Genomic DNA, 15,022 nt, shown 5'->3' on the forward strand with positions numbered 1-15,022 from the left:
TTTATTTGTCAGCTGCACCGGTTAATTGCTCCATTACCTGGTGTACCTTTTCGATTAATTCTTCTTTATTCTCCAAAGTATATTGTGCTGCATCAATGGGTTTACCTATATGAATTTCAGCATCTTGGTTTATATTAAATTGATAGGTACGTGCGGGTAAGATATCGTAAGCGCCACGAATTCCAATCGGTATAATAGTGGCTTTAGCTTGGATGGCGGTAATAAAGCCTCCTTTTTTAAAAGGGCCAAGCTTACCGTCTTTTGAGCGTGTTCCTTCAGGCGCTATCCACATCACGATGCCACTTTCCAGTAGTTGGTGCACGAATTCTAAGTCTTTAATGGCTTGGTGCCTGTTTTTACGATCAATGAATGGAAATTCAGATGCCTGCATCCCTTTGCCCATGAGGGGGATTTTTGCCAATTCTTTTTTAGCTAGCATGCGTATGGAATGGCGTGGGAATGCTTTCAAGCTCAGTGGAATATCATAAAGGCTGCTGTGGTTACACATAATAATGGTTGGAATGCCAGGCTCAGGCTCTACTTGATGCGGATTAATGACTTTATAACGAACGCCAACGGCATTTAAAATCCGGTCTACCCAAATCCTCATGGTTTCATCAACCCATTGGCGATTGATAGTACCCATTAAACGTTTGCTAATGGCTTGCGCGCACGCATTTGCTGTGTAGAGGGCGGACAATACCATAATCCAGACGGTACGTAATTTACTGGCTTTCATAATACACCCAAAAGATTAATCAGGGGCTTGATGATAAAGGAAGTCAGCATGCTTGCACAGAGCTTTTCTCATCCGGCTGACACTGCGGGCAAAAGGCAGAACTCCGCCCGGCTATGGTGATGGATTGGATTAATGTGTTGCAGGTGGCACATGGTTTGCCTGCCCGGCCATATACTTTAAGGATGGTGGCAAAATAACCTGGTTTACCCTCAAAAGAATAAAAATCGCGCAAGGTCGTGCCCCCTTGTTGAATGGCTTGTGCAAGCGTGGATTTGATATGGCCGCACAAATGGAAAAATTGTGACTTACTTAAGGAGCCTGTGGCGATTTTTGGATGAATGCCTGCAAGAAACAAGCTTTCCGTAGCATAAATATTGCCAACGCCCACCACGGTTTCATTACTCATGATGAATGCTTTAATCGATTGAGTTTTATTTTTAGCGCGGTTAAATAAATATTCTTCGTTAAAATCTGTGGATAAAGGTTCCGGACCCAAATGGGCAAGCAATTTATGCTGTGCTGGATTGGTTGCTATATATATCCAGAAACCGAAACGGCGTGGATCATTGTAACGCAGTGCTAAACCATTTGTCAGGATTAAATCAATGTGATCGTGTTTCCCCGGCATGGTTGTTTCCTGCACAGGGCGCAAATGGCCGGACATGCCCAAATGAAGCAACAAGAAGCCTTGCGATAATTGCAAAATTAAGTATTTGGCACGTCGGGAAATCCCAATGATTTGTTTGCCCTCACATAAGCAATTCATATTATCGGCTACTGGAAAACGGAGTTTGGGTTGACGCACTTCAATGCGCTTTATAGTTTGGTTTAAAAGAAAAGGTTGGACTCCACGCTTAACGGTTTCAACTTCAGGTAATTCTGGCATTTATTTCTCAATGGTTATCGTGTTCGTGTTCAATAATTCTTCCCTGAGGTTTTGTCGTGATGGGTGTTTTCTTTGGGAAAAAATAATTTTTTAGCAAAACCGCTGCCCAAATCACGGTGCCAATTAAAATTCCCCAGATTAATACATAGGAAAACATAATGAGTACACCAACGGCAAACGCAATTGCCATTCCCAATAATATGAATGGGAGTAATTGCTCCAACGCTTTCTGGACTTTTTTATTCATACTAGAACCTTAACGTTACAAAGAGGATGCTTTGCAATTTTTGTATGTCTATAAAAAATTATCGTCCACATTTAGCCTGGATGCAACGCTGATTGTTTAAAATATGATATAATGTTGTGATGGCCCTATAACAGGCCATTGCAATTGTTGCATTTTATTTTTGCTAGGAGTTCCTATGCTTTTTGGTATTTTAAATCTCTCGTTTTGGGGATACGTAATCGCCGCACTCATTCTCACCCAAATTACCATCGCGTCGGTGACCTTGTACTTACATCGTTGTCAAACGCATCGAGCGTTGACTTTACATCCCATCGTGAGTCATTTTTTTCGTTTTTGGTTGTGGCTTACTACCGGTATGGTAACCGGAGAATGGGTCGCCATCCATAGAAAACACCACGCGACGACCGATATTGCAGGCGATCCGCACAGCCCTCAAGTTTTGGGTTTAAAGAAAGTTTTTTGGCAAGGCGCTGAGCTTTATCGCGAAGCGACAAAAGATAAAGCGATGATCGCTAAATATTCCCATGGCACGCCTACCGATTGGATTGAGCGCAATCTTTATGCCCGCCATTCCGGTAAAGGCATTTTCCTGATGTTTTTATTGGATATTTTGTTATTTGGTATCCCGGGAATAACCATTTGGGCTATGCAAATGATCTGGATTCCTCTCTGGGCTGCGGGAGTGGTCAATGGCGTGGGGCATTTTTGGGGATACCGCAACTTTGAATGTGCTGATGCCGCCACCAATGTATTTCCCTGGGGTTTTTGGATAGGTGGAGAAGAATTACATAATAATCATCATACGTTTGCTTCTTCCGCTAAGTTTTCCGTGAAATGGTGGGAGTTTGACATAGGTTGGTTATACATCCGTATTTTAGCTTTCTTCGGCTTGGCTAAAATTAAAAAATTACCGCCAAAATTGGCGCGACAGGAAGGGAAACTGCATGTCGATCTGGATACGGTTAAAGCGGTGGTAGCCAACCGTTTTCAAGTCATGGCTTATTATTATAAGCACGTAGTGCGTCCTATTCTCCGCCATGAGAAACGCAATAACGTTGCAAATAAAGTAGACAAGCGTTTATTCCAGCGCGCCGGGCGTTTGTTACGCCGCCAGGAAGAATTATTATCTCCGCGGGCGCATTCTCGCTTGCAAGCTTTATTGAATCGATATGAGCAATTGCGTCTGGTTTATAATTACCGCCTATCATTACAAAATGTCTGGACAAAAACTGCTGTATCGCAAAAAGAGTTGATTGAATCATTACAGCAATGGTGCAAGCAAGCTGAAGAATCGGGATTAGAGGTTCTTCGTCAATTTGCGCAACAATTGAAAGGTTTTGTTCCGAAAGCAATCACGCATTGATAGGAAAATATTGCTGACGGTATAACCGCCAGCAATATCCTTGTTTATGCACTATAGTCTTGTTTGCTCGGATTGTTTTTCGTTTGTTTGACAGCAGTAAATTTTTGTTTTTTTGGACAATATCCATCAGGAACAACAGGGAGGTAAAGGATGGAACGACGTGTTGCTATAGTGACTGGCGGTACGGGAGGGATTGGTTCTGCCATCTCTCGGCGTTTGGCAGCCGATTATCAAGTTATCGCTTGTTATTTTAAGAATGGGCATCATGAAGAAGCGAAGCGCTGGCAGGTTGCTCAAAAAGAAGCAGGCTTTGACATAGACATTCTCTATGCTGATTTGGCTAATTTTTCCGATTGTGAAAAACTGGTCGCACTTGTCATGGAACGTTATGGCCAAATTGATGTTTTGGTCAACAATGCAGGGATCACCTGCGATACTTCTTTTAAGAAGATGACGCAACAACAATGGCAGCAAGTGATTGATGCCAATCTCAACAGTGCGTTTAACATGACGAGAAATGTATTGCCAGCCATGCTGGAGCACAATTATGGACGAATCATCAGTATCTCCTCAATTAACGGCCGCAAGGGACAATTTGGGCAGTGCAATTATGCTGCAACCAAAGCGGCTTTATTTGGGTTTAGTAAGAGCTTGGCGCAGGAAGTGGCAAGCAAGGGTATTACTGTGAATACCGTTTCACCCGGTTATATTGAAACCCCCATGCTATCTTCTCTGAAACCTGAAATTTTAAGTTCCATTATTGCGCAAATTCCTGTTGGCAGATTAGGCAGGACAGAAGAAGTAGCTGCCGCCGTAGCATTTCTGGCGCATCCTGAATCCGGCTTTATTACGGGTGCCAATCTGGATGTAAATGGCGGTCAATACATGTAATCTGTGGATAAGCTGTTGCCGAGATGCTCTCTCTTTTAAGGAAGATTATGACTGAAAAAGTGGTGTTAATTACGGGTGGTATGGGGGATATTGCTACGGCTATCGCCAAACAATTAAATAAAGCCTATGGCCCGGTAGTTGCTTTGGATGTGGCTTCTCAGGAAGAGGGGGAGCATTGGCGGGCTAATTTAAATGAACAAGGTTTTCACAAAGTTCATTACCGTAAAATGGATGTGACAAATTTTGAAGAGTGTGGAGAAGTCATTGCAGCCATTGCAGCGCAATTTGGCCGGATCGATGTATTGATTAACAATGCAGGGATTACGCGGGACGCTGTATTTCATAAAATGACTAAGCAGCAATGGGACGATGTGTTACGTGTAAATTTGGATGGGATGTTTAATGTGACACGGCATGTGGTTGAATACATGCGTGCACAAGAAAGCGGGCGCATTGTCAATATTTCTTCAGTTAATGGACAACGCGGCCAATTTTCGCAAGCCAATTATGCGGCATCCAAAGCGGGAGTGTACGGATTTACCAAGAGTTTGGCGCAAGAATTAATGGCTAAAAATATTACCGTGAATAGTCTGTCGCCTGGCTATGTGAATACCCACTTAATGGAAGGCATCCGCCAAGATATTCTTGAAAAAATAGTGGAACAAATCCCCGCCAAACGCTTAGCAAAACCCGAGGAAATCGCTTGGGCTGTCGATTTTTTGCTTGATGATAGGAGCATTTACATTACAGGTTCCAATTTAAGCATCAACGGTGGTTTGCATATGTACTAGGCTTGCAGCAATGAGACTTATAAAAAAATATAAAAACCGTCGTCTATACGATACGGAAACCAGCAAATACATTACGATTGAAGAACTTGAGCGATATACCGTCGAGGGAATTTTATTTCGTGTGGAAGATGCTGCTTCGGGGAAAGACATTACAAACAATACTCTTTTACAAATTTTGGTAGAAATGGAGGCGGGGCCTACGCAATTTTTGTCAACTGACTTACTTAGGCAGCTGATTAATTTGGCCCGCCATCCTATGCATGAAACGTTTAAAAGCATGCTGGAACAAACCATGGCGCTCATGGAAAAGCAATTTCGGGAAAATCCTTATTTTAATTCGGAAGCAACGAAAGCCTGGAATGAACAAATGCAGCAATTTATTTCTCAATGGCAGAACTTCTTCCGTAATTAATGGTGCAGCGCAACGTAATTTGTCTTGACAAAAAAGTCAGGCAGTCTACAATTTCATTGTGCACTGCAACATAAAAGGAACAGATTATGAACCGTGAATACTTTGAAAAATTGTCTGATATGGCAAAGAAGGCACAAGCTCCTTTTCAAGCCTGGGCTGAATTAAATGTGAAAACATTGCAAAGTTTTTCGTATGTAAAACCTGATGAATTTGCAAATATTAAAAAGCCTGAAGAGCTTTTTGAAAAACAAATGCAAATGTGGGTAGAAAATGGGCATAAAGCATTAGATTACATGCAGAAATCGTTTCAAATTTATGAAAAAGCAATGCTTTCCTTAATGCAGGAAACAAAACAGCAGTCTGAAACTAAAAATTGATACTCATTATCCTAGCTGTAGCGTCATGCACAGCTAGGATTTTTCTCTATTGCGATTACTGGCTTCGCACTCTTATACACATATTCTCCAGGTGCTTTTTCTATACTTTTATATGGTAATTCATCAATATTGGGGGTATTTCGCAGACGGCCTGATTTTTTATTCAGCCATTGAAACCAGGTTGCCCACCAGGAACCTCGATGATGTGTGGCTTGCTTCAACCAATCATCCGCTGCCTCAGGTGCTTTAGAATTCGTATAAAAGCCATATTTTTCACCGCCGGGAGGAATAATGATTCCTGCAATATGGCCAGAGCCTCCCAATAAAAAATGTTTTTCTCCCTTAAAAAGTTTGAACCCCTCATAAATGGTTTTCCATGGGGCAATATGGTCTTTTTGCGTTGCAACGAAAAAAGTGGCGACGGTAATTTGCGTCATATCCAGCGGGGTATGATTCAAATGGATTTTGCCGGGTTTAATTAAATCATTACAGAGATACATCCAGCGCAAATACTGCGAATGCATTTTGGCGGGCATATTCGTTGAATCTGCATTCCAAAATAAAATATCAAACGGTACGGGCGCTCTTCCACGCAAATAGTTTTTAATGAAAAATGACCATATCAAATCACTAGCGCGCAACGAATTAAATGCATTCGCCATAAAATGGCCATCAAGATAACCTTGCCGATTCATTTTTTCTTCGAGTTTGCAAAGTTGCTCCTCATCAATAAATACGGCAATGTCTCCCGGATCACTGAAATCTATCATGGATGCAAGAAATGTTGCTGAGCGGATAAAATCATCTTGATGTGCCTTAAGATAAGCTAATAACATTGCCAATAGCGTACCGCCGATGCAAAAACCCAATGCATTGACTTGCTTAACGTTTAATTGCTGCTGGATAATGCGGATTGCGGTAAGAGGGCCTTCATGCAAGTATTCGTTTAAACCCTTATGGGCAAAACGCCTGTCTGGGTTAACCCAAGAGATAACGAATACAGTAATTCCCTGACTGACCAGCCATCGGATCAGGGAGTTTTCCTGGCTTAAATCCAAGATGTAATATTTATTAATCCAGGGTGGGATGATGAGAAGCGGAATAGATTTTACCTGTCTCGTATGGGCAGTGTATTGAATTAATTCCATTAATTCATTTTTATAAATTACGTTTCCCGGAGTAACAGCAAGATTTTCTCCAATTTTAAAGGCGCTCGTATCCGTCATTTTAATAGAGAGCCGAGAGGAGCCGGCTTCCAAATCATCCAGGAAATTTTGCAAGCCTCGCAGCAGATTTTTACCTTGGCTTTGCATGGTTTCAGCCAAAAGTTGCGGATTTGTGTGTAAAAAATTATCCGGGGAGAGTGCATCTAAATATTGGCGCGCAAAAAATCTAACGCGTTTGGATTGCACGGGGCCTGAGTATTCTAATTGTTCCAACAATGCCTTTAAATGCTCAGCAGCAAGTAAATATTGTTGGCTTAATAAATTAAAAAAAGGATTATTGACCCATTCTTCACTACTGAAGCGCTTATCTTGAATAGGCATGGGTTGACCTTTCTGCCAGGATTCAAGATGTTGGTATAAAAGCGTCGCTGCATCATGACAGTAGGCAATTTGCATTTGCCAGAGGCTTTGCGGATTTTTGTTTAAAGCCATGGCGGTTGCTTGCACGTCTTTAAATAAGTCCATGATTTTTTCAAAAAACATGGATAGGTGTTGTGGTTGTTCCTTAAAGGAAGCTAATAAACGCAAGCTTTTTTCTGCAATGGATTGCATCAGTTCACTCAGTTCTTTGTCTTGAAACACGAATAACTCCTTTTAAGATTGTGCTTCCCGTTTGCAGTCTGCAAAGGCGCGTTTTATTTTCCTGCGACTTGCATGAAATTAGCAAGCCGGATAAATAGCATAGCCTAAGGAACAGCATGTGTTTGCAAATGCGCAAACGGTTATGGCTTGGGCGTCTTTATGATATAAGATACAATGATTTATTTGCCCTCAAAGTTCCCATGCGCCTTAAGCAATTAAAATTAGCAGGCTTTAAATCGTTTGTGGATCCCACGGTCGTTCCCTTTTCCAGTGAATTGGTAGCAATTGTTGGCCCAAACGGCTGCGGCAAATCTAATATCATTGATGCCGTGCGCTGGGTGATGGGAGAAAGTTCTGCCAAAAGCTTGCGCGGCGAGTCCATGACGGATGTTATTTTTAATGGTTCTGCAAACCGCAAGCCAGTCGGACAAGCGTCTGTTGAATTAATTTTTGATAATAGCCTTGGCCGCTTGACAGGACAATATGCGGCTTATCAGGAAATTTCAGTTAAACGTTTGGTGACCCGTGACGGGGATTCGGCTTATTTTTTAAATGGCAGCCGTTGCCGACGCCGCGACATCAGTGATATTTTTCTAGGAACCGGCGCAGGTGCCAAGGGGTATGCCATCATAGGGCAAGATATGATTTCACGCCTTGTCGAAGCACGTCCGGATGATTTAAAAGCATATATTGAGGAAGCGGCCGGCGTATCCAAATATAAAGAGCGCCGCCGTGAAACGCTGCAAAGGATAAGCCACACACGTGAAAACCTGGATAGAGTGGCGGATATCCGTGAAGAGCTCGGTAAACAACTTTTGCGTTTGGAGCGGCAGGCAAAAACGGCGCAGCGTTTTAAGGCATTAAAAGAAAAAGAGCGTTTATACAAGGCAGAAATACTAGCCTTAAAATGGCGGATTTTAGCTGACGAACAAAGCGTATTGCATACAAAGCTTAAGCATCTTTCCCTGCAATACGAGCAGCAGCAGACCCAACTTATTGGTCATAAGAAAGGTGAAGTTGCAGTTAAAGACACGTTAAATACAACACAAGAGCAATTTCAGAAAATTCAAAAAAATTTTTACGAATTGGGACATGAAATTGCCCGTCTTGAAGAAGCGATTCATAATCAGCAGCGCGAAAGGCTTAGACTAGCCGAATACATTGAGCAATTGAAGCAAGAATCGCTGGTTTCAAAAGAGAAACAAAATTATCTAGAAAGTGAGATTAAGCTTGCACAAAAAAGCGTGGAAGAGTTAAGTGTAAATTTGATAAAGCTTGAGGGAGAATTATCCATCCAACAGCGCATGCTACAAGAAAAACAAGAAGCAGAGCTTGAGTGGAATAAAAAATGGCAGCAAATGCTTGCTGAGCAAAATACCGCCCGGCAAAAAATTGAAATCACCAAACTTAATTTACAACACCTAGAGCAGCGGCGTGCGCAAACTTTAGTACGCCTGGAAAAAATTAAACAAGAACATGCTTCTTTTTCGTTCGAAGCGCTTGCGGCAGAGATAAATGCTTTGCAAGACACGAGTAAGAACATAGAAGAAGAACAAGACGAAATCATTATAAAAGCCAAGCACATAACAGAAACTTGTACGAAATTGCAGACGAAGCTGCAGGAAACCGAGCAATTATTGCGTGCCACGCAAACCAAGGTACAAAAGCTAACCACAGAAAGAGCGGCATTACAAGCAGCACAAAATGCAGCATTTAAAGTCAAAAATGATCTTCATGCTTTGCCGCAGTGGCAAAATAACCCACGGTTAATAGATGCCATTCATGTCTCTGAACCCTGGCGCCCCGTGTGTGAATTTATCTTTGCTGAAAGCTTACATGCCATTTTATTGGATTCACTGCAGCCAGTCTTGGAAAAAGCCATGGAGGCACAGGGGAAGACGGCGGCATGGGTTACCCCTGTACAAAAAATAGAGGCAGGGGCACCCTACCCACGTTTATGCGATAAAGTTTCCGGCACGATACCAAATTGGGTTTATGCGTTTGAGCATATTTTTGCTGCTGAAACTTTACAGGAAGCATGGTTGTGGTTATCCGATTTAAAACCGCATCAATCCATAGTCACCCTCGATGGGTATTGGTTAGGCCCAGGCTGGATGCGCACGATTAATTTAGCGGAACAAAATAAGAACAGCCTTCTTCTTTGTAAAGAAACCTTGCTTAAGGTTAATGAGGAATTGGTTGCAGCCGAGGCAGAATTCCAAAATTTATTACTAAGACGTGAAGAAATACATGAAAGTTTGGCAAAAAATACGCAATTGGAACATGTCATACAAAAAAATATGGCAGGAGGGCGAGAAGCCCTGCAACAAAATAGGCTGGCACTACAACACAAAGAGCAATTGCTGCAACAGGCACGGTCGCGCAGTGCCGGCATAAAAGAAGAAATTGACGAATTGCAAGAATTGCTGGAATCGTTGGCGTTTGAATCACTGCAAACCGAACATGCCTTGGCTGCAACTAGGCAAGCTTATGCCCAAAGTGAAGAGCAACTGCAAAGCGTTATGGCGGTTAAAGATTTACAGCTCAATGAGCTTGAGCAATGCCGGCATTTAGTAGATAAAACCCGCGCGCAATTGCATCAGGCAGAGTTGCAATGTAATCGCGAAAAGATGAAAGCCGAACAGCTTCAGCAGGGGTTGCAGCAGGAATTGCTCCGTAGTGAACAACTGGAGTTGCGGTTGAATAAATTGCTGCAGCAGCATCATGAATTGGATGCGCCCGATGCAGAATGCAAGGGCAAACTTGAAGAAAAAATAAACCTGCACCAACAAGCTGATGCACAATTGCAAAAAATACAGCAACAGATCGATGCATTGCAAGCCCAGTGGCAAGAATTGGAATGTGTTTTAAAACAGGAAGAGGAACAAGTTTCCCTGCTGCGCGAGCAAATCCAGAATCTGCATTTGCATGAGCAAACATTAAAAATTCGCATTGCGGATGTGCTTGCAGCCTTAAAAGAATTTAATACTCAGCCCCTCCCTTTGCTGGAAGCTATTCCTGATGACGTAACCTTGGCCTTACGCGAGCAAGAACTGTTGGAAATCAATCAAAAAATTAAAACGCTTGGACCTGTCAATTTAGTCGCTATTGACGAATACCAGGTGGAGTTGGAGCGGAAACAGAATTTGGATGAACAGCATCGTGACTTGAGTGAGGCATTAGTCATTCTTGAAGCTGCCATCGCCAAAATGGATCAAGAAACCGAACGGCGTTTAGAAGAAACATTCATGCAAATCAACACCTCGTTTCAAGCACTTTTTCCTCGTCTTTTTGGAGGCGGTCATGCCAAGTTGACATTAACTTGTGATAATCTTCTGGAAGCAGGAATTCAAGTGATGGCTAACCCTCCTGGGAAACGGAATAGCACTATCCATATGTTGTCGGGTGGCGAAAAAGCCATGACCGCAGTGGCCCTTGTTTTTGCAATTTTCCAGCTTAACCCAGCGCCTTTTTGTATGTTGGATGAAGTGGATGCACCGCTAGACGATGCTAATGTAAGGCGTTTTTGCGATCTGATTAAAGAAATGTCACAATTCGTACAATTTTTGTTTATTACACATAATAAAGTTACCATGGAGTTGGCAGATCACTTAATGGGGGTAACGATGCGTGAACCTGGGGTTTCGCGCATCGTTGCAGTAGACGTGCAATCTGTTGTTAATTCGTTAGAATGAGGAGCTTATGATGCAGGCAAACTGGAGTTTGATGCTAAACATCCTATTGTTAATTGCAGTGATTATTGCCATAGGACGCATGTTAAAGGCGCGACGTCAAAGTTCGGCTGTAATAAATCATCAGCCGTCTGTGGGGCAAATCGATTCTCCTGCTTTTGAGGACATCATTGCTGTACGTAAAGTCGATCAGGAGCCTAAAGTACAGGCAATCCCTGAGCCGGTTTATGTCGTTCATGAAAAACCGCTGGCATATAGCGCGCCGCCGCCCTCTGCAAAACCTTCCCTACATGAAAAACAAGCCATCTCACCTAAGCTTTCCCCGCAAGAAAAAATAATGGTTAAAGAGGAACCGGCGGCGCGTAACTTAAGCCATGCGTTTATGGTATTTTTATTAGCCAAGGAAAATCGTCAATTCGCAGGCTATGAATTGCTGCAAACCGTATTGGCTGCAGGTTTGCGCTTTGGCGAAGGCAATTTATTCCATCGCCACCAATATCCAAATGGTCAGGGTCCTGTACTCTGCAGTCTGGCTGCAGCTACGTCAACTGGCGTATTTGATTTGCAAAACATCGGTGCATTCAGTGTGCGTGGTTTATGCTTGTTTATGCAAACATCAGGAAATTCGACTATAGATAGCGAGCGTTTTTCCATCATGCTGGAAACTGCAAAACAATTGAGCGAAGGCTTAGATGCCCATCTTCTCGATGAGCAGAGAAAGCCTTTAACTGATGCTGCCTTGCAGCGTTATTATCAGCGTTTGCAGCTGGAAGAAGTGGCTGATTAACCGCTCGTGGAAAACAATGAGCCACCATCCTGGTTAAAACATTATCCTGACTATTGTTCATTGGAAATTAAAGTCAAACCAGGCAGTAAAAAAAATCAGCTTCTCTTGGATGGAAATGGCGGGGTGCTTCTTTGCCTGCAGGCACCCGCCAAGGAAGGGGAGGCCAATCGGCAGCTCATTAAATATCTAGCCAAGTTATTACGGGTTAAACAAAAAGATATAACGATTCAACAGGGTGCTGTGAGCCGAAAAAAACGCTTGCAAATTCAGGCAAAGCCGGAAGAGCAAGAGAAAATTATAAAAACAATCACCGAACTAAACGAGTAATGCATCATGATGAGACTTCAGGAAATCGCCGCCTTATTAAATACAACATGTACACAAGACGCAGAATTGAGCAGTATATCGATTGATAGCCGTCAAGTGCAGCCACGCAGTTTATTTGTCGCCATCAAAGGGGAGCGCTTCGACGGGCACGACTTTATTGCCGAAGCAGTCAGCAGGGGGGCTATAGCGGTTCTTTGTGAAAAAGAAATACCGCATATGCAGGCAGTGCAATTTGTGATCCCGGATGCTCTGCACGCATTGGCGCTTATTGCGGCGCAGCATCGACAAAAGCATGCTTGCAATGTCATTGCTTTAACCGGAAGCAATGGTAAAACGACGGTGAAAGAAATGATTGCGGCCATACTTCCGCAGCCATCCCATGCTACCCGTGGTAATTTAAATAATCATATCGGTGTGCCGTTGAGCGTTTTACACCTTAAGCCGGAACATCGTTATGCCGTTTTTGAATTAGGTGCAAATCATCCCGGAGAAATTGCGCATAGCGTGGCTATCGTAAAACCGCAAGTCACGTTAATTAATAACATTGCCCCGGCTCATGTAGAGGGATTTGGTTCCATCGATGGCGTGGCCAAGGCGAAAGGTGAAATTCATCAGGGTTTGCCGAAAGATGGTACGGCAATTATCAATGCCGATGATGCATATGCGCATTTTTGGGATGACTGCTTGCAAGGGAAGAAAAAGGTCCAATTCTCTGCCGCGAAATCAACCGATATCCATGCGCGCGACATTATTTTTGATGAGAAAGGTCATGCCCAATTCGTTTTAGTGACGCCAGCAGCAGAAGCGCAAATTAGTCTGCGGGTGCCAGGTTACCATAACGTCTGCAATGCCTTGGCAGCTGCTGCATGTACCTGGGCGCTGGGCATCGACACTGTGCGAATTGCCTCTTCTCTATCAGAGTTTGCCGGGGTAGCGGGCAGGATGACACCACGCATTGGAAAAAATCAATCTTTAGTTTTGGATGATACCTATAATGCAAACCTTCGCTCCGTATTAGCGGCGTTGGAAGTTTTAGCAAAATATAAAGGCAAGCGCATTTTTGTATTTGGGGATATGGGGGAATTGGGGGAATGGGCCAGGCAACACCATGAGGAAGTGGGTGAAGCTGCGCGTCAGCATGGCATTGACATGCTGATGACATGCGGCGCCCACAGCCAGTTTACTGCGCATGCTTATGGTGCTCGCGGTAAGCATTATCCCAGCCAGGCTGCTTTAATACAGGATTTGTTGCCATGCCTGGATGAGGAAACCATTGTTTTAGTTAAAGGTTCACGTTCGGCTGCTATGGAGAATATCGTTCAGCAATTAATAAATTAATGGCAACAATATTGCATATGAGCCGCTCATGGTGAATAGTTGAAGTTAGAGGAATATGATATGCTTTGCTGTTTTTTTATTAGGGCTTGTTAACAACTCTTGCTAAAAGTATAAAAATCTATCGATTTGTGGCTAAGCTGTGCTTTTCAGAGCGGTGCACAGCAATGTCTGCAATCGAACAGCTTGTCCTCTTTTAGTGACTGATTAACCAAGCTATTCGCCTCCCACATAGAATTAAGAACGATAGAGGTAACATACATGTTGTATTGGTTAACGCAACTATTGCAAGGACAATATCACGCATTTCGAGTCTTTCAATATTTAACATTCCGCTCTATTCTGGCAGCATTGACTGCTTTGTTGGTAGGGCTTTTTTGTGGTCCGGCCATGATCCGCTGGTTGCGCGGTTTGCAGATTGGACAAATGGTTCGCGACGACGGTCCCAAAACGCATCTCTCGAAAGCCGGTACTCCAACGATGGGCGGAGTATTGATTTTATTAGCCGTGACCGTAAGTACCTTGCTTTGGGGAGACTTACGCCAAGCAAGCCTGTGGCTGGTATTATTGGTCACCCTGGGGTTTGGATTGGTGGGCTGGGTCGATGACTATCGCAAATTGGTCCTTAAAAACAGTAAAGGGTTGCCGGCGCGCTGGAAATATTTTTGGCAATCATTAATTGCTATCGTGGCAGTTGTTTATTTGTATTGGCATGCTGACATGCCGATCCAGACGCAGTTGACGATCCCGTTTTTCAAGAATTTATTAATCGATTTGGGTCCTGTTTTTCTGGTTTTAGCTTATTTTGCAATTGTTGGAAGCAGCAATGCGGTTAATCTTACCGACGGGCTGGATGGTTTGGCGATCATGCCTATCGTCATGGTAGCGGGTGCCTTAGGCGTATTTGCTTATGCTGCCAGCAATGCAGTATATGCTCATTATCTTGCCATTCCATATGTACCGAATACTGGTGAGTTGACTATTTTTTGTTCTGCAATGGTTGGCGCAGGCTTGGGTTTTCTTTGGTACAACAGTTATCCTGCCCAAGTATTCATGGGGGATGTCGGTTCGCTTGCATTAGGGGCGGCTCTAGGTAGTGTTGCTGTGGTGGTAAGGCAAGAACTGGTTTTGTTGATCATGGGCGGGTTATTTGTACTTGAAACCTTGTCCGTCATTTTGCAAGTAGGTTATTTTAAGTATTCGGGCGGCAAACGTTTATTCCGTATGGCGCCTTTGCATCACCATTTCGAGTTAAAAGGATGGTCGGAGCCGAAAGTTATTGTGCGTTTTTGGATTATGACCGTTATTTTTGTGCTTTGCGGTCTTGCCACATTAAAACTGCGGTAATTGATTCAAAATTAAAGGTT

At 43.2% G+C, this 15,022-nt stretch carries 14 protein-coding genes; 10 read left to right on the forward strand and 4 right to left on the reverse strand.

The genetic code is table 11. The features are described 5' to 3' along the window. Window position 1: 1 nt before the first annotated feature. From NKV53_RS06210 to NKV53_RS06220, 3 genes are read right to left on the reverse strand one after another with little or no spacing between them, the layout of a single operon-like run. The gene (locus NKV53_RS06210; protein ID WP_126953722.1) at window positions 2-739 is read right to left on the reverse strand and encodes a 1-acyl-sn-glycerol-3-phosphate acyltransferase; all 738 of its coding nucleotides are present in this window, start codon (window positions 737-739) and stop codon (window positions 2-4) included. A 43-nt stretch (window positions 740-782) separates the two neighbouring features. Next, window positions 783-1,625 (reverse strand): bifunctional DNA-formamidopyrimidine glycosylase/DNA-(apurinic or apyrimidinic site) lyase, encoded by an 843-nt coding sequence (gene mutM / locus NKV53_RS06215; RefSeq protein ID WP_126953721.1) that lies wholly within the window; start codon window positions 1,623-1,625, stop codon window positions 783-785. 7 nt (window positions 1,626-1,632) lie between these two features. Next, window positions 1,633-1,872, reverse strand: a complete 240-nt coding sequence (locus tag NKV53_RS06220; RefSeq protein WP_126953720.1) for a hypothetical protein — start codon at window positions 1,870-1,872, stop codon at window positions 1,633-1,635. Between the two features lie 175 nt (window positions 1,873-2,047). On the opposite strand from NKV53_RS06220, the gene NKV53_RS06225 reads away from it, so the two are divergent. From NKV53_RS06225 to NKV53_RS06245, 5 genes are all read left to right on the forward strand, one after another. Next, entirely contained in the window at window positions 2,048-3,235 is a 1,188-nt protein-coding gene (locus tag NKV53_RS06225) for a fatty acid desaturase (protein WP_126953719.1), read from the forward strand. Window positions 3,236-3,385: 150 nt separating this feature from the next. Continuing rightward, complete coding sequence (phbB, locus tag NKV53_RS06230) at window positions 3,386-4,126, forward strand: acetoacetyl-CoA reductase (RefSeq protein WP_127057125.1); 741 nt, start codon at window positions 3,386-3,388, stop codon at window positions 4,124-4,126. Window positions 4,127-4,170: 44 nt separating this feature from the next. Next, a complete protein-coding gene (gene phbB, locus NKV53_RS06235) occupies window positions 4,171-4,917 on the forward strand; it encodes an acetoacetyl-CoA reductase (protein ID WP_126953774.1) in 747 nt (248 codons plus the stop codon). A gap of 10 nt (window positions 4,918-4,927) precedes the next feature. After that, window positions 4,928-5,329: a polyhydroxyalkanoate synthesis regulator DNA-binding domain-containing protein gene (locus tag NKV53_RS06240; protein ID WP_126953717.1), complete on the forward strand. Its 402-nt coding sequence runs from the start codon at window positions 4,928-4,930 to the stop codon at window positions 5,327-5,329. An 86-nt stretch (window positions 5,330-5,415) separates the two neighbouring features. After that, window positions 5,416-5,706, forward strand: coding sequence for a phasin family protein (locus NKV53_RS06245; RefSeq protein ID WP_126953716.1), 291 nt, complete (start codon window positions 5,416-5,418; stop codon window positions 5,704-5,706). Between the two features lie 23 nt (window positions 5,707-5,729). Here the strand turns inward: NKV53_RS06245 and NKV53_RS06250 are convergent, their stop codons facing one another. Then, on the reverse strand, window positions 5,730-7,514 hold the full coding sequence (locus tag NKV53_RS06250; RefSeq protein ID WP_253350865.1) for a class I poly(R)-hydroxyalkanoic acid synthase: 1,785 nt from the start codon (window positions 7,512-7,514) through the stop codon (window positions 5,730-5,732). A gap of 200 nt (window positions 7,515-7,714) precedes the next feature. Here NKV53_RS06250 and smc point away from each other — a divergent pair, with 200 nt between their 5' ends. The 5 genes from smc to mraY all read left to right on the forward strand — a co-directional run bounded on the left by smc (window position 7,715) and on the right by mraY (window position 15,002). Continuing rightward, a complete protein-coding gene (gene smc / locus NKV53_RS06255; RefSeq protein ID WP_127032534.1) occupies window positions 7,715-11,209 on the forward strand; it encodes a chromosome segregation protein SMC in 3,495 nt (1,164 codons plus the stop codon). A 10-nt stretch (window positions 11,210-11,219) separates the two neighbouring features. Next, window positions 11,220-11,993, forward strand: coding sequence for a cell division protein ZipA C-terminal FtsZ-binding domain-containing protein (locus NKV53_RS06260; protein WP_253351208.1), 774 nt, complete (start codon window positions 11,220-11,222; stop codon window positions 11,991-11,993). Window positions 11,994-11,999: 6 nt separating this feature from the next. Then, window positions 12,000-12,320 carry a DUF167 domain-containing protein gene (locus tag NKV53_RS06265; protein ID WP_126953714.1) on the forward strand — a complete coding sequence of 107 codons (321 nt, stop codon included), beginning with the start codon at window positions 12,000-12,002 and terminating at the stop codon, window positions 12,318-12,320. Between the two features lie 9 nt (window positions 12,321-12,329). Continuing rightward, on the forward strand, window positions 12,330-13,658 hold the full coding sequence (gene murF / locus NKV53_RS06270; RefSeq protein WP_127032533.1) for a UDP-N-acetylmuramoyl-tripeptide--D-alanyl-D-alanine ligase: 1,329 nt from the start codon (window positions 12,330-12,332) through the stop codon (window positions 13,656-13,658). Window positions 13,659-13,916: 258 nt separating this feature from the next. After that, complete coding sequence (gene mraY, locus NKV53_RS06275) at window positions 13,917-15,002, forward strand: phospho-N-acetylmuramoyl-pentapeptide-transferase (protein ID WP_126953713.1); 1,086 nt, start codon at window positions 13,917-13,919, stop codon at window positions 15,000-15,002. The last annotated feature ends 20 nt before the right edge of the window (window positions 15,003-15,022 follow it).

Source organism: Legionella sp. 27cVA30, assembly GCF_024160945.1.
Taxonomy (GTDB): domain Bacteria; phylum Pseudomonadota; class Gammaproteobacteria; order Legionellales; family Legionellaceae; genus Legionella_A; species Legionella_A septentrionalis.

Coding starts and splice junctions, on each gene's coding strand:
- NKV53_RS06225 (WP_126953719.1), top strand. CDS start 2,048: ATGCTTTTTGGTATTTTAAATCTCTCGTTTTGGGGATACGTAATCGCC.
- mutM (WP_126953721.1), bottom strand. CDS start 1,625: ATGCCAGAATTACCTGAAGTTGAAACCGTTAAGCGTGGAGTCCAACCT.
- NKV53_RS06210 (WP_126953722.1), bottom strand. CDS start 739: ATGAAAGCCAGTAAATTACGTACCGTCTGGATTATGGTATTGTCCGCC.
- NKV53_RS06220 (WP_126953720.1), bottom strand. CDS start 1,872: ATGAATAAAAAAGTCCAGAAAGCGTTGGAGCAATTACTCCCATTCATA.
- phbB (WP_127057125.1), top strand. CDS start 3,386: ATGGAACGACGTGTTGCTATAGTGACTGGCGGTACGGGAGGGATTGGT.
- smc (WP_127032534.1), top strand. CDS start 7,715: ATGCGCCTTAAGCAATTAAAATTAGCAGGCTTTAAATCGTTTGTGGAT.
- NKV53_RS06260 (WP_253351208.1), top strand. CDS start 11,220: ATGCAGGCAAACTGGAGTTTGATGCTAAACATCCTATTGTTAATTGCA.
- NKV53_RS06245 (WP_126953716.1), top strand. CDS start 5,416: ATGAACCGTGAATACTTTGAAAAATTGTCTGATATGGCAAAGAAGGCA.
- NKV53_RS06240 (WP_126953717.1), top strand. CDS start 4,928: ATGAGACTTATAAAAAAATATAAAAACCGTCGTCTATACGATACGGAA.
- mraY (WP_126953713.1), top strand. CDS start 13,917: ATGTTGTATTGGTTAACGCAACTATTGCAAGGACAATATCACGCATTT.
- murF (WP_127032533.1), top strand. CDS start 12,330: ATGAGACTTCAGGAAATCGCCGCCTTATTAAATACAACATGTACACAA.